The sequence below is a fragment of the Nonomuraea sp. NPDC049607 genome, from assembly GCF_040675375.1.
Taxonomy (GTDB): Bacteria; Actinomycetota; Actinomycetes; order Streptosporangiales; family Streptosporangiaceae; genus Nonomuraea.
This window is the reverse complement of record NZ_JBFAOV010000047.1, coordinates 1-19,518: the sequence shown is the minus strand read 5'-3', so window position 1 is coordinate 19,518 and position 19,518 is coordinate 1. Positions and strand designations below refer to the sequence as shown.

17 protein-coding genes are annotated in these 19,518 nt (G+C 73.6%); 8 read left to right on the top strand and 9 right to left on the bottom strand.

What is annotated here, in order from left to right:
• Positions 1-4: 4 nt before the first annotated feature.
• Entirely contained in the window at positions 5-2,128 is a 2,124-nt protein-coding gene (locus AB0J97_RS46170; protein ID WP_364102190.1) for a SpoIIE family protein phosphatase, read from the bottom strand.
• Between the two features lie 464 nt (positions 2,129-2,592).
• On the opposite strand from AB0J97_RS46170, the gene AB0J97_RS46165 reads away from it, so the two are divergent.
• The gene (locus AB0J97_RS46165; RefSeq protein ID WP_364102187.1) at positions 2,593-5,853 is read left to right on the top strand and encodes a S8 family serine peptidase; all 3,261 of its coding nucleotides are present in this window, start codon (positions 2,593-2,595) and stop codon (positions 5,851-5,853) included.
• Positions 5,854-6,024: 171 nt separating this feature from the next.
• Positions 6,025-6,471 carry a hypothetical protein gene (locus tag AB0J97_RS46160; protein WP_364102184.1) on the top strand — a complete coding sequence of 149 codons (447 nt, stop codon included), beginning with the start codon at positions 6,025-6,027 and terminating at the stop codon, positions 6,469-6,471.
• On the opposite strand, the gene AB0J97_RS46155 is transcribed toward AB0J97_RS46160, so the two are convergent.
• Positions 6,468-6,809 carry an Lsr2 family protein gene (locus AB0J97_RS46155; protein WP_357708723.1) on the bottom strand — a complete coding sequence of 114 codons (342 nt, stop codon included), beginning with the start codon at positions 6,807-6,809 and terminating at the stop codon, positions 6,468-6,470. The genes AB0J97_RS46160 and AB0J97_RS46155 overlap by 4 nt on opposite strands.
• Positions 6,810-7,423: 614 nt before the next feature.
• Here AB0J97_RS46155 and AB0J97_RS46150 point away from each other — a divergent pair.
• Positions 7,424-8,155, top strand: coding sequence for an ankyrin repeat domain-containing protein (locus AB0J97_RS46150; protein ID WP_364102181.1), 732 nt, complete (start codon positions 7,424-7,426; stop codon positions 8,153-8,155).
• 69 nt (positions 8,156-8,224) lie between these two features.
• On the opposite strand, the gene AB0J97_RS46145 is transcribed toward AB0J97_RS46150, so the two are convergent.
• The 3 genes from AB0J97_RS46145 to AB0J97_RS46135 all read right to left on the bottom strand — a co-directional run bounded on the left by AB0J97_RS46145 (position 8,225) and on the right by AB0J97_RS46135 (position 10,298).
• The gene (locus tag AB0J97_RS46145; protein WP_364102178.1) at positions 8,225-9,436 is read right to left on the bottom strand and encodes a sigma-70 family RNA polymerase sigma factor; all 1,212 of its coding nucleotides are present in this window, start codon (positions 9,434-9,436) and stop codon (positions 8,225-8,227) included.
• On the bottom strand, positions 9,433-9,768 hold the full coding sequence (locus AB0J97_RS46140) for a YciI family protein (protein WP_357708731.1): 336 nt from the start codon (positions 9,766-9,768) through the stop codon (positions 9,433-9,435). Before AB0J97_RS46140 ends, AB0J97_RS46145 begins: the two co-directional genes overlap by 4 nt.
• Before the next feature lie 101 nt (positions 9,769-9,869).
• Complete coding sequence (locus AB0J97_RS46135) at positions 9,870-10,298, bottom strand: ATP-binding protein (RefSeq protein WP_364102175.1); 429 nt, start codon at positions 10,296-10,298, stop codon at positions 9,870-9,872.
• Between the two features lie 187 nt (positions 10,299-10,485).
• On the opposite strand from AB0J97_RS46135, the gene AB0J97_RS46130 reads away from it, so the two are divergent.
• Both AB0J97_RS46130 and AB0J97_RS46125 read left to right on the top strand, forming a co-directional pair.
• Positions 10,486-10,830 (top strand): hypothetical protein, encoded by a 345-nt coding sequence (locus AB0J97_RS46130; protein ID WP_364102172.1) that lies wholly within the window; start codon positions 10,486-10,488, stop codon positions 10,828-10,830.
• A 130-nt stretch (positions 10,831-10,960) separates the two neighbouring features.
• Positions 10,961-11,086, top strand: a complete 126-nt coding sequence (locus tag AB0J97_RS46125; RefSeq protein ID WP_364102169.1) for a hypothetical protein — start codon at positions 10,961-10,963, stop codon at positions 11,084-11,086.
• Positions 11,087-11,093: 7 nt separating this feature from the next.
• Here AB0J97_RS46125 and AB0J97_RS46120 read toward each other — a convergent pair whose 3' ends face one another.
• Positions 11,094-11,663, bottom strand: a complete 570-nt coding sequence (locus AB0J97_RS46120; RefSeq protein ID WP_357708737.1) for a helix-turn-helix transcriptional regulator — start codon at positions 11,661-11,663, stop codon at positions 11,094-11,096.
• A gap of 47 nt (positions 11,664-11,710) precedes the next feature.
• On the opposite strand from AB0J97_RS46120, the gene AB0J97_RS46115 reads away from it, so the two are divergent.
• Positions 11,711-12,580 carry a class I SAM-dependent methyltransferase gene (locus AB0J97_RS46115; RefSeq protein WP_364102166.1) on the top strand — a complete coding sequence of 290 codons (870 nt, stop codon included), beginning with the start codon at positions 11,711-11,713 and terminating at the stop codon, positions 12,578-12,580.
• Between the two features lie 118 nt (positions 12,581-12,698).
• The gene (locus AB0J97_RS46110) at positions 12,699-13,871 is read left to right on the top strand and encodes an acyltransferase (RefSeq protein ID WP_364102163.1); all 1,173 of its coding nucleotides are present in this window, start codon (positions 12,699-12,701) and stop codon (positions 13,869-13,871) included.
• Between the two features lie 6 nt (positions 13,872-13,877).
• On the opposite strand, the gene AB0J97_RS46105 is transcribed toward AB0J97_RS46110, so the two are convergent.
• Positions 13,878-14,831, bottom strand: coding sequence for a zinc-binding dehydrogenase (locus tag AB0J97_RS46105; protein WP_357708744.1), 954 nt, complete (start codon positions 14,829-14,831; stop codon positions 13,878-13,880).
• Positions 14,832-14,909: 78 nt separating this feature from the next.
• On the opposite strand from AB0J97_RS46105, the gene AB0J97_RS46100 reads away from it, so the two are divergent.
• Positions 14,910-15,503, top strand: a complete 594-nt coding sequence (locus tag AB0J97_RS46100) for a TetR family transcriptional regulator (protein ID WP_364102159.1) — start codon at positions 14,910-14,912, stop codon at positions 15,501-15,503.
• Positions 15,504-15,572: 69 nt separating this feature from the next.
• Here the strand turns inward: AB0J97_RS46100 and AB0J97_RS46095 are convergent, their stop codons facing one another.
• A complete protein-coding gene (locus AB0J97_RS46095) occupies positions 15,573-17,831 on the bottom strand; it encodes a SpoIIE family protein phosphatase (protein WP_364102156.1) in 2,259 nt (752 codons plus the stop codon).
• A 19-nt stretch (positions 17,832-17,850) separates the two neighbouring features.
• A partial coding sequence (locus AB0J97_RS46090; protein ID WP_364102153.1) for a response regulator occupies positions 17,851-19,518 on the bottom strand: 1,668 nt, incomplete at its 5' end.

Below are 19,518 nucleotides of genomic sequence, written 5' to 3'. Positions count from 1 at the left end.
GCCGTCAGCCCGCGTTCTCGCGGTGCCGCAGGAGGAGCAGCGCGATGTCGTCGGTGTGCGGGGCGTGGTCGAGCAGGGTCCCGGCGACCTGCTGGAGCTGCTCGCGCGGGGCGCTGGTCAGGTACGCCGCCAGCCCCCCGATGGCCTCGTCCAGGTCCACGCCCGGCGCCTCGACCAGCCCGTCGGTGTAGAGGGCCAGGACGGCGCCCGGCGGGAACGGCACCTCCACCGTGGCGTACTCGGCGTCGGCGTCGATGCCGAGCAGCAGGCCCGCGGGGATGTCGATGATCTCGGCCGGCATGTTGGGCGGGCGCAGGAGCGGCAGGGGATGCCCGGCGTTGGCCGCGCGCAGCGTGCGCAGACGCAGGTCGAAGTAGATGAGCAGGCAGCTCGTGAACAGGTCGGTGTCCAGGTCCATGAGCAGCCGGTTGGTGTGCTGGAGGACGTCGCCGGGGCTGGCGCCGACGGCGGCGTGGGCGTGGATGGCGGTGCGCACCTGGCCCATGAGCGCGGCGGCCGTCATGTTGTGTCCCTGGACGTCCCCGATGACGGCGGCGGCGGTGGTCTCGTTGAGGCGGATCAGGTCGTAGAAGTCGCCGCCGATGCCGACGCCGCGGGTGGCGGGCACGTACCGGGCGGCCACCTCCAGGCCCGGCATGTCGGGCAGGCTGCCGGGCAGCAGCGAGGTCTGCAGGCTGTGGGCCAGCCGGTCCTTGGTGTCGTAGAGGAGCGCGCGGTCCAGGGCCTGGCCCATCAGCCCGGCCAGCGTGGTCAGCGTCGCGCGCTGCTCGTCGGTGAACGGCCGCGGATGGTCGAAGGCCAGCAGGCAGACGCCGAAGGTGTCGTCGGCGACGGTCAGCGGCAGGAAGGCCCAGGCGGACATGCCGTCGTCCTGGGCGGTGTCGGGAAAGGCCCGGCGCAGCTCGGCCCGGTCGGCGAAGAAGGCCGGCTCGCCCGTGCGGACGACCTGCTCGGCAGGGCTGGGCGCGGCCAGCGTCTGACCGTCGAACCGGTCCAGGATCTCCGGGACGTAGCCGTGCGAGCCGACGATCCTCATCCGGCCGCTCTCCGCCCTCATGATCGTCATCGCCCGCGCCTTGAACACCGGCATGACGTGGTCGGCGATGAGATCGACGACCTCCCGGACGTTCAGCGCCCGGGTCATCGCCGAGGCCATGTGCAGGAAGTTGTAGAAGACGTCGGTCCTCGGCAGCCCGGACTCGCCCGGCGCCCTGGCGCGCGAGGGCCGCCGCGCGGGCAGGTCGGCCTCCGAGGGCGTGATGCGCAGGCTCAGGCCGGTCGGGTCCGGGTGCAGGACGAACTCCAGCTCGTGCCCATCCGGCCGGCGCGCCGTGCAGGAGGCGACCTGCTGGCCCACCACCGCCGCGCGGCAGCGGTCCTGGAACGCCGGGTCCTTCAGCCACGTCGCCGTCTCCCACAGCGGCGTGCCCAGCAGCTCGGAGACGGTGGTGCCGAGCAGGTCGGCGGCGGCGGGGCTGGCGAAGGTGACGACGCCGTCCAGGTCGAGCGCGACGGAGCCGTCACGCAGCCGCTCCAGGTAGCCGGCCGCGGCCACGGCCTCGTACGGGTCGGGCATCGGCGGCGGCACCGGGGTCAGCACGCGCGGCTCGCCTCCCGGACACACCGGGTACCCGCTGTCGGCGGCCTGCTCCAGGACGGCGGTCATGCGTTCGCTCGTGGCCTCGATCACCTCCAGCTCCGGCCCGCTCAGCTCGGACGGCCGCCCCTCCGGCCAGAGCAGGATCCACGAGCCCCACATGCGCGAGTCGCTGTGCAAAGGCGCGGAGGCCGAGGCGAAGACGTACGGGAAGGCCAGGGCCGTGCCCGGGAAGCGGCCGGCCAGCTCCTGCGCGGTCGGCACCCAGACCAGCCGCCCCTGCCGCACGGCCGCGGCCACGGGCGCCCCGGCGTCCAGCCTGACGGTGGTCCACGGCTTGACGAGCTGCGTGGGCAGCCCGATCTCCGCCTCCATCACCAGGACCTGCGGGGAGCCCGTCAGCAGGTACAGCGCGCCGATGTGCGCGCCGGTGTCACGGGCGGCCTGGGCGAGCTCCTCGTCCAGCGCCGAGATGTACGGCAGGGTCCCCTCGTCGGCGTGGCCCCCCACGGACTACCTCGCTCCGCCCCGCGCTGACGTCGGCGCCGTGTCCCGTTGATCGCCCATAGGACAACTGTAGATATCCGTATTGGGGGTGAAGGTCACCGTTGCTGGATTCTGGCGAAGTGGTGGGAGGAATATGAGCTTTGCGACGGCCGGATGCGGGCGGCGGTGCCGCTGAGGCAGATGGCCGGATTGTGACAAAGCGGCGGGGTTCTCGGTCCGTTGATCGCTGTCTACACTCCGGTTCGGATGCCAAGCCGCCCCGCCGTCGGGGAGGGGAGGCGTCCAGCTCGTCACCCACCGGGGAGGGTCATTGATCTCTCCGGCATGCGCGCGTGGGGGTGACATGACGTCTTCGGCCGGGCTGGCGGGTTCGTGCAGCTCAGCGGCCAGGAGGTCTTGTGTTGTCCCGTTCGTTCTCATCCCGTTTACGCCGGTTGACATCGGTAGCCGTCGGGCTCGGTGTCGTGATGGCCCTGAGCCCGGCCGTGGCGAGGGCCACGCCGACCCCGCCCGCGAAATGGCGGTCCGTGCCGCTCACCGGCGCCGAGGTGGTCGAGGGCGCCAAGTCCCCCACAGGCAAGCTCGCCAAGAGCGACGCGGCGCTGCTGAAGGTCACCTCGCCGGCGCCCGTCAACATCATGGTCAAACTGGACTACGACTCCCTGGCCGCCTACCAGGGCGGGCTGACCGGGCTCCCGGCCACCAGCCCCGCCGTCACCGGCAAGTCCCTCGACACCAGAAGCGCCGAGGCCAAGAAGTACGGCACCCACATCCAGGACGTCGAGAACGCCTTCCTGGGCGAGCTGGCCAAGAAGGTCCCCGGAGCCGTCGTCGGCCAGCGCGTCCGGACCGTCTACGGCGGCATCGCGCTGCGCGTCCCGGGTGACAAGGTGGCCGACGTGCTGCGGCTGCCCGGCGCGGTCGCCGTCCAGGAGGACAAGCCGCAGCAGCTGCTGACCGACTCCAGCCCCGCGTTCATCGGCGCCGACACGATCTACGGCAAGCTCGGCGGCAGCTCCTCCTCGGGCAAGGGCGTGATCGTCGGCGTGCTCGACACCGGCGCCTGGCCCGAGCACCCCTCCTTCGCCGCCGCTCCCGGCCTGCCCGCCCCCGGGCCCACCAAGGACGGCACGCCCCGCGTGTGCAACTTCGGCGACAACCCGCTGACCCCGGCCAGCGACCCGTTCGCCTGCAACAACAAGCTGATCGGCGGGCAGCCGTTCATGGAGACCTACAACGCCGTCTACGGCGGCGAGGTCTACGGCGACAGCGCCCGCGACTCCAACGGCCACGGCACCCACACCGCCGGCACCTCCGCCGGCGGCCCGGTCGCCGACGCCAACCCGCTGGGCATCAGCCGCGGCCCCATCCACGGGATCGCCCCGGCCGCCGAGGTCTCGGTCTACAAGGTGTGCGGCGCGCAGGGCTGCTTCCCGTCCGACTCGGCGCAGGCCGTGGCGCGGGCCGTCCTGGACGGCGTACGCGTGATCAACTTCTCCGTCTCCGGCGGCAGCGACCCCTACAGCGACCCGGTCGAGCTGGCCTTCCTCGACGCCTACGCCGCCGGCGTGCTGGTCTCGGCCTCGGCCGGCAACTCCGGGCCCGGCGCTGGCACCACCGACCACCGCGGCCCCTGGGTGACCACCGTGGCCGCCTCCTCGCAGTCCCGGACCTACCAGTCCACGGTCACGCTGTCCGGCGGCGGCGCCACGGCGACGATCAAGGGCGCCTCCATCACCGCGGGCCTGGCCTCGCCGCTGCCCGTCGTCCTGGCCTCGGCGCCGCCGTACTCGCGCGCCGCGTGCGACGTCCCGGCGCCTCCCGGGATCTTCACCGGGAAGATCGTCGCCTGTGAGCGCACCCCCAACCGCGTGCTGAAGAGCTTCAACGTCCGGCAGGGCGGCGCGGCCGGGATGATCCTCTACAACACCGTCCCGTTCGACGTCTTCACCGACGCCCACTGGCTGCCGTCCGTGCACGTCGACAAGCCCGAGGCCGACACTCTGCTGGCCTTCCTCGCCGCCCACCCCGGCGCCACCGCCTCCTTCACGCAGGGCGCCAAGTCCACCTGGCAGGGCGACGCGATGGCGCACTTCTCCTCGCGCGGCCCCGGCGGCGACTTCCTCAAGCCGGACGTCACCGCACCCGGCCAGCACATCCTGGCGGGCATGACGCCGACCCCCGAGTCGCCGCTGGAAGGCCCGCCCGGCAACCTCTACCAGGTCATCTCCGGCACCTCGATGTCGGCGCCGCATGTGACGGGCTCGGCCGCGCTGGTCTTCGCCCTGCACCCCACCTGGACGCCCGGCCAGGTCAAGTCGGCCCTGGAGACCACGGCCAAGACCGCGGTCACCAAGCAGGACAGGACCACCCAGGCCGACCCGTTCGACATGGGCGGCGGGCGCATCGACCTGACCAAGGCCGGTGACCCCGGACTGACCCTGGACCAGGACGCCGCCGGCTTCGTCGCCTCGGCCACCGACCCGCTCAACCGGATCGACCTCAACCTGCCCTCGGTGAACGCGCCCACCATGCCCGGCGTCATCACCGCCAAGCGCACCGTCACCAACACCACCGGCTCGTCGCTCACCTTCACCGCCTCCGGCACGACCGTGAACGGGGCCAGTGTCACCGTGCTGCCGCCGGTGTTCACCGTCGCGGCCGGCAAGAGCGTCAAGCTGAGCATCGTCATCACCGCGCCGGAACTGCCCGAGGGCCAGTACTTCGGCCAGGTCGACCTGAAGCAGGCCGGCGGCTCCCGCGCGCTGCACCTGCCGGTGGCCTTCTACCGCAAGCAGGGCTCGGTGCCGGTCGACCAGACCTGCGCCCCGGACACGATCGCCAGGAACACCGGCGAGTCCACCTGCACGGTCACCGTACGCAACACCACCTTCGAGGACGCCGAGGTCACCGCGCTCAGCACCCTCGACGCCCGCCTGCGCCTGAACAGCGTCACGGGCGCGACCAAGGTCGGCACCCAGATCGCCACCACCAAGGCGACGCTGGCCGCCACCCAGCCCGCCCGCCCGGCGATCGCGCCCGGCGCCGGACCGGCCGGCTACATCCCGCTGGACGCCTTCGGCGTCACGCCCACCCCGATCGGCGACGAGCAGGCGCTCAACTTCACCGTGCCCGCCTTCCAGTTCGCCGGACGCGCCTACACCAGGCTCGGCGTGACCTCCGACGGCTACAGCGTCGCGGGCGGGGCCACCGGGGGCGACGTCTCACCGACGCCGCAGACGCTGCCCGACCCGGCTCGGCCCAACGGCGTGCTCGCCCCCTACTGGACCGACCTCGACGGCACCGCCGCGCCGGGCGTCCTGGCCACGATCCTCACCGACGGGGTCAACGACTGGCTGGTGGTGGAGTGGCGGCTGAACCTCTACGGCACCACCGACCTGAAGGTGTTCCAGCAGTGGATCGGCCTCAACGGCGTGGAGGACATCAGCTACGCCTATGACCCGGGCAACCTGCCCGGCGCGCCGCCCGCCGTCTACGGCCTGACGGTCGGCGCCGAGAACGCCGAGGGCACCGCGGGCGCCCAGATCTCCGGGCCGCCCACCCAGGACCTGGTCGTCAGCAGCACGCCGGGGGCGCCCGGCGGCAGCCTGACGTACTCGATGAAGGTCAAGGGGGTCAGCGCGGGGGTCGGCAGGATCACGACCGCCACCTCGACCCCGCAGGTGAAGGGCATCACCGTCGAAGTGGACAAGATCACCGTCCAGTGATCCGCCGGTGGCCGCGGGTGGCGTAGGTCATCCGCGGCCACAGGGGGGCTTACCGCGGGACGGCCGCGGTGGTCCAGGTCGGCGCCAAGTCGTTCCCAGGTCGTCGCCAAGGGCGTTCGCCGAGTATCGAAGACACCACCCGATCTCGGACGACTCTGACAGGAGACGGACATGTCGTCATCCACCACCGCGGTCCCCGCCGGCCGGGCGCTCAACTCGGCGCTGCTCGGCGGGGTCGGCGTACTGCTCGCCATGGACGTGATCGGCGCCCTCATGGCGGTGGCCGCCGGGCTGAACCCGACGTTCCTGGACGCCCTCGGCCCCCAGGCGCGGTTGTCCGCGCCGATCCCGATGATGGTCGCGCAGGTCGTGCTGGCTGTGGGGGCGACCCGGAGCCGCCGTGGCGTCGCGGTCCCGTCCGCCGTGCTGCTGGCGGTCGCGGGGGTGCTGGCCTTCGTGTCGGGGTTCTACGACGGCGGGTACGCCGCCGAGCTCACGGCCGGGCAGCGGATCTACCAGATCGCCCTGGTCTCGGCGCACCTCGCGGTGGCCGTCATGGCGGCGCCCAGGCTCGCCGGACTGCTCCGCCGGCCCGCGCGCGCCTCACGACACTCCTAGTGGGCCGCCTCGTACTTCTCGACCACGGAGGCCGCGATCCGGCCGCGCTCGCTGACCGGCAGACCATTGGACTTGGCCCACTGCCGGATCTCCGAAGACTTCTCCCGGCTCAACGCGCGGCTGCCGCCGACGGCCGCCCGGCGCCCGCGCCCACCGCGATCCACGCGAACAGGACGCGCCTTCACGATGAAGGGCGCCAGTGCTTTCCGCAGCGAGTCCGCCTTCTCCTCATGAAGGTCAATCTCGTAGCTGCTGCCATCGAGTGCAAAGACGACGGTCTCATGAGCCTCCCCACCGTCTACATCGTCGATGAGAATCTCTTGAATCTGCTTAGCCATGGTGGCACTCCATGTTCGATACGGTTGTTGCGTACTGTAGCGCTCTTCAGTAGCGTGCGGGCAACTTACCTCGGCCCGGCGCCGGTGAACGAGGAGAACTCGCCGGGCGCACCGACTGTCAAAGGCATTTCAAACGCGGCCCGCACCGCGTGTGCCCGGGCTGTCACGGAGGCCGCCTTGCGTTTCTCACCTGGGAATGACCATGTCACGTTCCTGGTCGCGGCACGGGCGGACGGGCAGGGTGCGCGGCGGGCCACCGGGCGTGCGCACGCGGACGGGGGAGGGGCGGGAAGGCGGACGCCGCGGCGGCGCACATCTTATCGAAGATGAATTCAAAGGTGTGCTTCAATGTGTGCGCGCGGGTCCCGGGTGCGCGCCGCCGTCGCTTCCCCGCGGCGGCACACGGTTTTCCGGCGCCGCGGCAGCGGTGGTCCGGCCGGGCCCTATGGCGTCAACTCCGGGCGGGCCGCAGAAGTGCAAGTGCGAATGGGACGGGCCCCGCCGCGTTCTGTCCCTTTATTTCCGGCGGATTTATCGGCGGCGGCGGCCGAACCACTCCGGCGACCCGCCGGGAGTTCCTGGCGGGACCGACCGGGTCCCGCGACAATGAGCCGATGGACTACCTCGACGCGGCGGACCCGCTGGCGGTGCGCGCGGCGGAGGCCGTGCGGCTCGGCGACCTCGACGGCGTACGGCGTCTGCTGGCCGGGCATCCCGAGCTGGCCCGCGTACGGCTGGGCGAGGCGGGCGGGGTGTCCCGCACCCTGCTGCACGTCCTCACCGACTGGCCCGGTCATGTGCCGAGCGGTCCGGCGCTCGTACGCGAGATGGTGGCGGCCGGGGCCGAGGTGGACGCCCGCTTCGCCGGCCCGCACGCCGAGACGCCGCTGATGTGGGCCGCGAGCTGCGACGACGTCCCCGTGCTCGACGCCCTGCTGGACGCCGGAGCCGACGTCGAGGCCACCGGCGCGGTGATCGGCGGCGGCACGGCGCTGTCGGACGCGTGCGCGTTCGCCCAATGGCACGCCGCCCGCCGCCTCGTCGAGCGCGGCGCGTCCGCCGAACTGTGGGAGGCCGCCGCCCTCGGGCTGATGGACCGGGTCGCGGCGGCGTTCGCGGCCGGGACGCCGTCACGCGCGGAGGTGACGCAGGGGTTGTGGGCGGCCTGCCACGGCGGGCAGCCGGAGGCCGCCGCGTTCCTCCTGGAGCGCGGCGGCGACCTCACCTGGGTGGGCTACGACGATCTCACCCCGCTGGACGCCGCCCGCCGCGCCGGAGCCGACGAGTTGGCATCCTGGCTCACGTCCCGCGGCGCCGAACCCGGCCCCCGCCACCCCGCCGGCTGATTTCGCGCGGGCCCCCGCGCCGCGCCCCAGTCCGGTTCACGGTCTCCAGTGGGGTGCCCGAGTGACGGCCTAGGCGTCGTCGGCGGCGGTTTCGGTGGCGCGGGTGAGGAGGGCGCGGCGTTCCGGGGCGCTGTGGGCGACGGCGGCGGCCTGGCGGAACAGGGCCGCCGCGCGGGCCCGGTCGCCGTCACGGGCGACGAGGTCGGCCTCGGCGGCCAGGGCCAGCGGATGGCCGTCGAGCTCGGCGCGGGAGCGCTCCAGCAGCGCGAGCCCGGCCCGCGGCCCGTGGGCGTACCCGTGCGCGACCGCTCGGTTCAGCTCCACCACCGGTGTGGGGTGGAGCCGGGCCAGCTCGTCGTAGCAGCGGGCGATCCGCGACCAGTCCGTGCCGGGCAGCGAGGACGCCGTGGCGTGGCAGGCGGCGATGCGGGCCTGGAGCCCGTACGGGCCGTCGCCCTCGATCGCGGCCAGCAGGGCGAGCCCTTCGCCGATCGCGGCCCGGTCCCAGCGGGAGCGGTCCTGCCGGTCGAGGGGGACCAGGTCGCCGGCGGCGTCGCGGCGGGCGTCCCGGCGGGAGTGCTGCAGGAGGAACAGCGCCAGCAGCGCCGTCACCTCCTCCTGCTCCGGCATGAGCCGCCGGAGCAGCCGCGCCAGCCGGATCGCCTCCTCGGCGAACGCGGGCTCGCCGCCGGCGTCGTACCCCTGCGTGAACAGCACGTAGAGCACGGCCAGCACCCCCGGCAGCCGCTCGGCCAGCGCCGGCCCCCGCGGCACCCGGTACGGGATGCCCGCCTCGGCGATCTTCCGCTTGGCCCTGGTCAGCCGCCGGGTCATCGCCGACTCGGTGACCAGGAAGGCGCGAGCGAGGTCGGCGGCCGGCACCCCGCAGATCGTCCGCAGGGTCAGCGCCACCCGCGACTCCAGCGCCAGCGCCGGATGGCAGCACGTGAAGACGAGCCGCAGCCGGTCGTCCACGACCTCCTCCTCCCGCCCGTCGCCGGGCCCGTCCTGGACGGTCAGGGCGAGCGCCGCCAGCTCGGCCAGCTTGCGGCGCTCCACCGAGACGCGGCGCAGCGCGTCGACGGCGCGGTTGCGCGCCACCGTCATGAGCCAGCCGCCCGGGTTGGACGGCACCCCTTCCTGCGGCCACCGCCGCACGGCCAGCGCCAGCGCCTCCTGCGCGCAGTCCTCGGCCAGCGTCCAGTCGCCGGTGACCCGGATCAGGGCGGCGACGATCCGCGGGTACGCCTCCGCCGCCGCCTCCTCCAGGTGTCGCCTCACTGCTCGAAATCGGCGAACGGCCGCAGCTCCAGCCGTCCGTGCCTGGCCATCGGGTGGGTGCGGGCGACCTCGACGGCCTCGTCCAGGTCGGCGCATTCGAGCAGGTCGAAGCCCACGATCACCTCTTTGGTCTCGGCGAACGGCCCGTCGGACAGGACCAGCTCGCCGCGCCGCACGCGCACGGTGGTCGCGGCCGACTGCGGCGCCAGCACCGCGCCGCGCACCCGCCGCCCGCGGGCGTCGTTCTCGGCCACCCACGCCTCGACGTCGGGCAGGTTCTCCTGGTCGGTGTCGGGCTCGGTGTCGGTGCAGACGAACATCATGTACTTCATCTCGCGCTCCTCGGTCGGACGGCGTTTCACCATGGTGACGAACGGGACCGACGAAACCGGACAACGTCCCGGGAAATTCTTTCCGGGCGGCGGGAGAAGCGTCAGGCGGACATGACGCGGCGCGCGTCCAGGAAAGCGGGACGGGGGTGGCTGCGCAGGTCCAGGGTCAGCAGCGAGCCGAGCGCGGTCTGCTCCAGGACGACCTCGTCGCAGAGCTGCTGGATGACCCACAGGCCGTACCCGTGGGAGGCGGTCGGGTCGAGGCGGGCCGCGGCCAGGTGCTCGTGGGTGAGCCGGCCGGCGAGGTCGAGGACCTCGACGATCACGCCGTCGGCGCCGGCGCGGGAGGTCACCATGCCCGTGCTGCCGCCGTGGTCCAGCACGTTGGTGACGGCCTCGTTGACCGCCACCACCAGGTCCTCGAGCCGGTCGCCGGACAGTCCGCAGTGGCGGCCGTGCGCGCGGATCAGATCCCTGATGAGGGCAAGGTCAGTGCTGATGGGGCACTGCAACTCGAACTGAAGGGTCATGATCGTCTCGTGTACGGGGTCGGGTGGGGTGGCGGGCCTTCCTCCAGCTTTCCCGTCGGCGGTCACTCAAACGTGTACCGTCGCGGTTCGCAAGTCGGCGGCATGACGGACGCCGGACCGGGTAGCGCCATAAGTGCAGAATCTTCCGGCACGCCCACGGTCCCGAGACGAACCCGGAGGCTGACGAATGCGGCATGGCGACGGCGACCAGAGCACGGGCATCGACCTTCGCAAGGGGAACGGGCAGATCACGGGAAGCGGGGGCGGCTTGGGCAGGGCCGCGCTGTGGCCGGCCTCGGTGCTGACCGCGGCGGTGACCGCCGACCTGCTGCGACGCCGGTTCGCACCGGCCCGGCTGCGGCTGGCGGAGGCCGCGCACGGGCTGCTCGAACGTACGGGCGTGCGCCCCGCCAGGCCGCGCCTCACCGACCGGGAGCGGCTGGACCGGCAACTCCTGACCTGGCGACAGGCCCATCCGGAGACCTCATGGCCCGGCGGCCGCATGGGCCCGGCCGGCACCGGCGGCGGCTGACCCGGCGGCCCGGGTCATCCCGGCCCCCCGGGGGCGGCCGCGGTGCGGCGGGCGGTCTCGGCGATTGCCTAAAGCGCGTCCAGGTGCCCGGCCAGCGCACGCCGCCCCTCCTGCGTCAGGGAAGAGCTACGTGCGGGGGCGCTTGCCGACGTACCCCTTGCGCACGGCCCCCGGAGCCGCCACCACCGGCTTCGGCTTCCAGGCGACCCGCCCGGACGGCGACACCGCGCTCCCGTCCGGGTACACCTGCGCCTGAGCTGCGGCTACGCCTGGCCCGCGTGCAGGTGGGAGCGCTCGCCGTCGTGGTCGAAGATGGTGAGGAGCTCCACCGGCCCCTCGTGGGCGCCGATGGCGTGCGGGGTCATGGTCGAGAACTCGGCCGCGTCGCCCGCCGGCACCAGGACGGTCCGCTCGCCCAGCAGCAGGCGGGCCGTCCCGGACAGGACGGTGAACCACTCGCGCCCAGGATGCACCTGGAGGTCGAGCGGACGGTCGGGGGTGATGCGCATCTTGGCGACCGTGACACCGTGCAGCGAACGCTCCCGGGACAGCAGCCACACGGTCATCCCCGGATGGTCGCAGGGGAGCGGCCGGATCACCACGTCCTCGTCCTCGGTGGACTCGACGAGCTGGTCGAGCGTCGTGCCGAGGGCCCGCGCGATGGGGACGAGCTGGTCGAGGGCGATCCGGCGGTGGCCGGTCTCGATGCGGCTCAGGTTGGACGGGCTCAGCCGGCACCGCGCGGCCAGGGCGTCGAGGGACCAGCCGCGGGCCAGCCGCAGGCCGCGGATGCGCCGGCGGACCACGGCGTCCAGGTCGACTTCTTGCGTCATGAGCAAGAGTGTATGTCTCACGCGCAGGAGAGCCTTACGGTGAAGGCATGCAAGGACACTCCCACCACGGACACCATCACCACGGCTCTCCTCACCACGGCTCTTCTCACCACGGCTCTCCTCACCACGGTGACGAGTCCCGGCTGGCGGACCTGCTCGACCTGGACGCCGACGTGCTCGGGACGTACCTGGACGAGCTGACCGCCTGGATCGCCGAACAGGCCGTACGGACCCCGCGGACGGTCGCCGACCTGGGCGCCGGAACCGGCACCGGCACGCTGGCCCTCGCCCGCCGGTTCCCCGACGCCGAGATCGTCGCGGTCGACCAGTCGCCGGTGATGCTCGACCGGCTGCGCTCGGCGGCGCTCGGCCAGGGGCTGGGGGAGCGGGTGCGCGTCGTCCGGGCCGACCTGGACGAGGCCCTGCCCCCGATCGGTGCGGCCGACCTGGTGTGGGCGGCCGCGTCGCTGCACCACGTCAAGGACCCGGCGCGGCTGCTCGGCGAGATCCACGCCGCGCTGGACCCCGGCGGGACGCTGGCGGTCGTCGAGATGGACGGCATGCCGCGCTTCCTGCCCGACGAGGCCGGGGCGGCGCTGGAGGCGCGCTGCCGGGCGGCGGTGGCGGCCACGGGCCCGGACCCGTACCCCGACTGGGGGCCGTTCCTGGAGGAGGCCGGGTTCGAGGTGGCCGCGCGGCGTGACTTCCCGATCGAGGTGAGGCCGGCGCCGCCGAACGCCGTCCGCTACGCGCAGGCCGTGCTGGGCGGTTACCGGTCGCGGCTCGACGGGGAGCTGGCCGCCGCCGACCTCGCGGCCCTCGACCGGCTGCTCTCCGCCGACTCCCCGGAGTCCCTCGGGCGCCGCGACCTCGTCGTACGCGGCACCCGGACCGCCTGGGCCGCCCGCCGCCCCTGACCCACCGCCCACCTGGCCCGCGGGCCCTGATCCGGCGGCCGCCCATCTGAGCCGCCGCCCCGCCCGAATGAGGGTGAGGTGCCCAGGTCCTGCCCGTCAGGCCGATACGTTGGGGTGCGTGACGACTGTTCCGTTTGGCACCCCCCAGGTCGTTCGTTCGGGGGCGTCCAGGCTCGCCTGGCTGGACGCCCTGCGCGGCATCGGCGCGCTCGCCGTCGTCGGCGAACACCTGACGACCTGGGCGATGCCCTGGCTGCGCCCGACCTTCTTCAACCTGGGCGTGTACGGCGTCCTGGTGTTCTTCCTGGTCAGCGGCTACATCATCCCGTCGTCACTGGAACGGCACGGCGACGTGCGCGCCTTCTGGATCGGCCGCGCCTTCCGCCTCTACCCGCTCTACCTCGCCGTCATCGCCGTGGTCCTGGCCCTGTCCTGGTGGATCCCGGTACGCGCGGAAGTGCCCAGGGACGCCTCCTCGGCCGCGGCGCACGCCACGATGCTGCTGGACGTCGTCGGCGTCGCCGGGGTCATGAACACGATGTGGACGCTCTCCTACGAGATGGTCTTCTACCTGATGGTCACCGCCCTGTTCGTGACCGGCGTACGCGACCGGCGCGGCCTGGTCGCCGTCGCCTTCGGCGTGACCGCGGTCGTGGCCGGCCTGGCACTGAGCGCGGCGCCGCTGACCGGCGGCTGGCTGGCGTGGGTGTCGTTCGCGGTGTTCGCCGCCGGGCTGGCCTGTCTCCTCTCCGGACGGCTGCGCAACACGGCGGCGTGCGCGCTCGGCGTCATGGCCCTGGTCCTGCTCCTGCTGAGCAGCCGCGTCCCCTGGTTCGGGGCGGCGATCCTCGCGGTCATGTTCACCGGCACGGCGATCCGCCGCTGGGAGGGCGGCCAGGGCTCCCTGTGGCCGGTGGCCCTGGCCGGGTCGCTGGTGACGGTCGCCCCCTTCTGGGCGCTCAGCGCCGGATGGTGGTGGGTGCAGCCGGACGTGTGGGGCACGACCGTCGCCCTGGCGGGGCTCACGTTCGCGGCCGGTCTGGCCTGGCGGGGCCGCCGGGTGCCCGCCGTGCTCACCTGGCTCGGGCTGATGAGCTACTCCCTCTACCTGGTGCACCTGCCGGTGCTCATCGTGCTGATGGAGGTGGCGGGGGAGATGCGCTGGTCGCCGCTCCCCCTCCAGATCGGCGTCAGCGTGCTCTTCCTGGCCGTCGTGCTGCCGGGCAGCCGGCTGACCTACCGCTTCCTCGAACGCCCGATGCAGCGGCTCGGCCGCCGCCTGACCGCCTAATGGGCCCTACCGGCGCGGGTCCAGGACGAGCTTGCCGGTCGTACGCCGCTCCCGCAGCTCCGCGTGCACCTGCCGCACCTCCGACATCGGACGGTCCCCGCCGGAGACCACCCGCAGCTCGCCCGCGGTCACCCGCGCCGCCAGCTCCGCGTACGCCCCGGCCAGGACGTCGAACCGGTCGAAGGCGTTGAGCAGCCAGAAGCCGCTGACGGTCGCCGAGCGGGGCTGGAGGGCGCGCGGCGAGACCGGCTGAGGCTCGACGCCGCCCGCCATCCCGTAGAAGGCGAGCCGGCCGAACGGCGCCAGCGCCGCCAGGCTCTGGTCGGTGACCCGGCCGCCGGTCATCTCCAGGACCACGTCCACGGGCTCGCCGCCGTTGGCCGCGCGCAGCTCCGCGGTGAGGTCGTCGGCGGCCGGATCGACGGCGGCGTCCGCGCCCAGCGACAGGGCCAGCTCCCGCTTGGCGGGCGTGCTCGCCGTGGCGATCACCCGGCCGGCCCCCGCCGCCTTGGCGAGCTGCACCGCCAGCGAGCCGACGCCGCCCGCCGCCGCGTGCACGACCACGCTCTCCCCGGCCTGGACGCGACCGGTGTGACGGACCAGCCACCACGCGGTCAGCCCCTGGGCCAGCAGGGCCACCGCCGCGACGTCGTCGAGATCCTCAGGCACCGTGAAGGCGCTCGCCTCCGGGATCGCCGCCCTCTCGGCGTACCCGCCCCGCTGCACCAGGGCGGCCAGGCGGCGGCCGTCGGCGGTCCTGCCGACGACCTCGCCACCCGGGATCACCGGCAGCGTGGTCGCGGCCAGGTAGGCGTTCTCGCGCATCAGCGTGTCGGCGAAGTTCACGCCGCAGCGCGAGACGTCCACGACGACCTGGCCCGGGCCGGGCCGCGGCTCCTCCACCTCACGGACGCGCACGACCTCGGGACCGCCGAACTCGGTGATCTGCACGGCTCGCATGACAACTCCTATGGCATCTGGTTCCAATTGGTACTCGGTACCATAAGGGACGGAGTCCAGAAGCGCTAGACTGGGCGCGTGACCCAGCCCTCCCTGCGCGCCCGCAAGCGACAGCGAGCCCGTGACGAGATCATCGAGGCCGCCTACCGGCTCTTCGCCGAGCGCGGCTACGACGAGGTGACGGTCGCCGACATCGCCGAGCGCGCCGAGGTGGGCCGCACCACGTTCTTCCGCTACTTCGGCGACAAGCAGGAGGTCGTCTTCGCGGGGGAGCAGGACTGGCTCGACGACCTGGCCGCCCACCACCGCAACCTGCGCGGCGACGGCCCGCCCGGCCTGTCCGAGGCGCTCGCCCAGGTGCGCGAGCTGACCCTCGCCCTGTGCGCCAGGGCCACCCTCGATCCCGGCCGCCACGTCCTGCGCGAACGGCTGATCGCCGACCACCCCGAGCTCGGCGACCGTACGGCGCGCAAGCAGCGCCGCTTCGCCGAGACGATGGCCGAGATCCTGCGCGAGCACGGCGCCTCCGCCGAGACGGCGGCCCTGGCCCCGCAGCTCGCGCTGGCCTGCTACACCGCCGGCCGCGCGGTCGCCGGCGACGACCCGGCGGCGCTGACCCCGAGCGTGGCCGCGGCCTTCGACCGCCTCGGCCTCCTCCCACCCACCGCCTGACCTGCCGCCTGAGCCCGCACCCCTGACCCGGCCCCCGACCCTGGCGCCAGGCCCCGTTCAGAGCCCCGCTCAGTGCACGTGCACGCCGATCAGGCAGGTGTCGTCGTCGGTGTCGGAGTTGCAGTGGGTGAGCAGGTCGTCGAGCCGGTGGTCGAGGGTCGAGGCCGTACGCGAGGCGACGGCCAGCAGCCGGTCCTGGGCGTGGCGCAGGTTGTGGTCGCGTCGCTCGATCAGGCCGTCGGTGTAGAGCAGCAGCGTGTCGTCGGCCTCCAGCTGGAGCCGCCCCTCCTCGTAGGCGGCGTCGGCGAACGCGCCCAGCAGCGGGCCCTTGACCATCGGCAGCTCGGTGCCCCGCGAACCGCGCAGCAGGATCGGCGGCAGGTGCCCGGCCCGGCCCCAGCGCAGGACGCGGGTGGCGGGGTCGTACAGGCCGCAGATCGCGGTCGCGGTCATGCGGTCGGCGAGGTGGCGGGCGACCAGGTTGAGCCAGCTCAGCAGCCGGGCCGGGCCCGCGCCGGTGGTGGCCAGGCCGCGCAGGGCGTTGCGCAGCACCACCATCCCCGTGGCGGCCTCGACGCCGTGCCCTGCCACGTCGCCCACCGACAGCAGGATGCACCCGGACGGCAGGACGACCGCGTCGTACCAGTCGCCGCCGACCAGGTCCTCCTTCTGCGCCGGACGGTAGCGCACCGCGATGCGCAGCCCGAAGGAGTCCATGCGGCCGTGCGAGGGCGGCATGATGGCGTGCTGGAGCTGCAGGGCCAGCCGGTTGCGGGCGGCGGACTGGCGTTCGGTGCGGGCCAGCCTGTCGCGGGTCACGGCCAGCGCGACCTCCGTCCAGTGTTGCGGCGAGACGTCCTGGTAGGCCCCCCGCAGCGCCGTCAGCCGGCCGTCCGGGGCGAACACCGGCTCGGCCACCACGCGCAGATGCCGGGCCACCCCGTCGGGGCGTTCGAGCCGGAACGCCGTCGCGGCCGGACGCCGGTGATGCAGCACCGTGCGCAGGAAGAGGCCCACGGCCACCTCGTCGTCGCGGTGCACGTGATCGCGCAGGCGTTCCAGCGGGACCGGCCGGGCGTCCGGCGGCAGGCCGTACAGGGAGAACATCTGGGCGTTCCACATGATCTCGCCGGTGAGGGCGTTCTCCTCGAAGCCGCCGATGCGGCCCAGGCGCTGGGCGTGCTCCAGCAGGCGCGCCTGGTCGTGGTCGCGCCGGACGAGCAGCACGCTCGCGCCGTGGCGGGTGATGCTCACCTCGGCCGTGGAGGTCGCGGTGAAGGGCACGTCGGCGGCGCGGAACGGCTCGCCGGTGGCGTGCACGTGCTCGATCCGGGCCAGCAGCTCCCCGGCCGCGAACGGGTACGCCTCCAGCAGCAACCCGCCCGCCCGCACCGCCGACGGCTCGTTGGCGTGATGGACGCGGAAGTCGGCGACGTGGCCCTGCGGGTCGAGCTGCGGCAGGAGGACGAGCGCCGGGTCGGACAGGGAGTCGGCCAGGGCGGCCAGCTCGGCCAGCTCGGCCCCGGCGCGCACCGTCGGGCCGGGGGAGTTGAGGGTGAGGGCGCACAGGTCGGCCAGCGCCTCGATCTGGCGTTCCATCCTGGGCGTGGCCTGCGGAGGATCGTCCGGCCAGCAGATCTCCAGGACGCCGAGCACCCGCCCGCCCAGCCGGGCCACGGCGGTGACGCGGCCGCCGGTGAGCTGGTGGCGGCCGATCGACGCCGGCCCCGGCGTGGTGTGCCACAGCGTGCGGCGCTCGACCAGCGTGCTGGTGGCGGGCGTGATCAGCCCCGGCGGGACCTGCCGCCAGAGGCCGGCCTCCTCGGCGCTGAAACCGGCCTGCCCGGCCAGCGTGAGCGAGCTGTCCGGCCCGGCCGCCCACACCGCGACCGCCGTCGCGCCGATCGGCAGCAGGGCCGTCTCCAGCACGGCGTGGGCCGCCGCCTGCGCGTCCGTGGCGCCCAGCGCGGCGCTCTCGGCCGTCCGCAGCCGCACGGCCGCCCCCGCCTGCCCGGCGGGCGGCTCCGGAGCGCCGTCGAGCTCGTCGGCGCCGGTCAGCGAGACGTCGGCGATGGGGTCGCCGGCGGCCCGGTTGACGACGTCGGCCGCCAGCTCGGCCGGCGACCGCCCGGTCCGGGCCGCGAGCGTGGCGAGTTGGTCGGCGGCCTGCGCCGGGGCGCAGCGCAGGCGCTCGACCAGGATGCCCTTCGCCAGCTCGACCAGCGCGCGGTCGTCGGCCGCGCGGCGGACCTCGTGCAGCTCGGCGCGCAGGCGTTCGACGGTCGCGGCCAGCCTGGCCAGGCCCGTCTCCTCGGCTGAACTCCCCATGGCGCGACTCCTCACCGGGTCAGGCCGGATCCATCCAGTGCTGGATGCGTTCGATCAGTTGGTCGGGGTCGACCGGTTTGGTCACGTAGTCGCTGGCCCCGGCCGCCAGCGACTTCTCCTGATCGCCCGGCATGGCCTTGGCCGTGACCGCGATGATCGGCAGGTCGGCGTAGCCGGGCATCCCGCGGATCGTCTCGATCGCCGTGTAGCCATCCATCTCGGGCATCATCACGTCCATCAGGATCAGGTCCGTCTCCGGGTGGGCGACGAGCGTGTCGATGCCCTTGCGGCCGTTGTCGGCGTGCAGCACGTCGATGCCGTGGATCTCCAGCATGCTGGTCAGGGCGAACAGGTTGCGCGCGTCGTCGTCCACCACCAGGACCGTGCGCCCGGACAGCGTGTCGTCGATCTCCCGGCCCGACGCCGCCCCCACCGACCTGGACCTGGCCAGGGGCAGCACGTCGCCGGGCTGGTCGGCGGTCAGGTGCAGGGCGATGCGCTCGCGCAGCTCGTCGAGGCTGGACAGCAGCTCCAGCGGCCGGTCGCCGATCCGCGCCTCCTGCAACGGGCTGGAGCGCCAGTTGTTGTACGCCAGCACCGGCACGCCGTGCAGCCCAGGATCGCCGTCCATGGCCTCCAGCAGGCTGTAGGCGGCCAGGTCGGGCAGGTCGAGGTCGAGCACGACGCAGTGGCACGGCTCGGCGGCCAGCAGGCTAGCCGCCTCCTCCGCGCCCGCCGCCTCGACCACCTGGACGGTCCCGCCGAGCGGGTCGGGCGACCCGGCCAGGCCGTTCACCACGCTCTCGGCCACCAGTGACAAGAGCCCGTGCGGGCGTCCCTCGATCACCAGCAGCCGCCGCGGCTGACCGGCCACCGGCGGGGCGACGGCCCCGGCGGGCGCGCCGCCCGTCGCGTGCCCCTCGGCGCCGGGCTGGGCGACCGGCAGGTAGAGGGTGAAGACGCTGCCCCGGCCGGGCGTGCTCTGGACGGTGATCGCGCCGCCGAGCAGGTAGGCGATCTCCCGGCTGATGGACAGGCCGAGGCCGGTGCCGCCGTACTTGCGGCTGGTGGTGCCGTCGGCCTGCTGGAACGCGCCGAAGATGGCTTCGAGCTGCTGTTCGGGGATGCCGACGCCGGTGTCCATGACGCGCAGCGCGATGGCGGGGGCGTGGGGGCGTACCGCGGCGGGCAGCTCGCCGTGCGCGGCCGGTTCGATGCGCAGGTCGACGCCTCCGGTCTCGGTGAACTTGACCGCGTTCGACAGCAGGTTGCGCAGCACCTGGCGCAGCCGCGAGTCGTCGGTGAGCAGGTCGGCGGGCACGCCCGGCGCCGTGGTGATCCGGAAGCCGAGGTTCTTCTGCGAGGTCATCGGCCGGAACGTGGCCTCGACGTAGTCGAGCAGCTGCCGCAACGGCACCCATTCGGGATTGACGTCCATCTTGCCCGCCTCGACCTTCGACAGGTCGAGGATGTCGTTGATCAGCTGGAGCAGGTCCGAGCCCGCGGAGTGGATGATCCCGGCGTACTCGACCTGCTTGGGGGTCAGGTTGCGCGTGTGGTTCTGGGCCAGCAGCTGGGCCAGAATGAGCAGCGAGTTGAGCGGGGTGCGCAGCTCGTGGCTCATGTTCGCCAGGAACTCGCTCTTGTACGTCGAGGCCAGCGTGAGCTGGTGGGCGCGGTCCTCCAG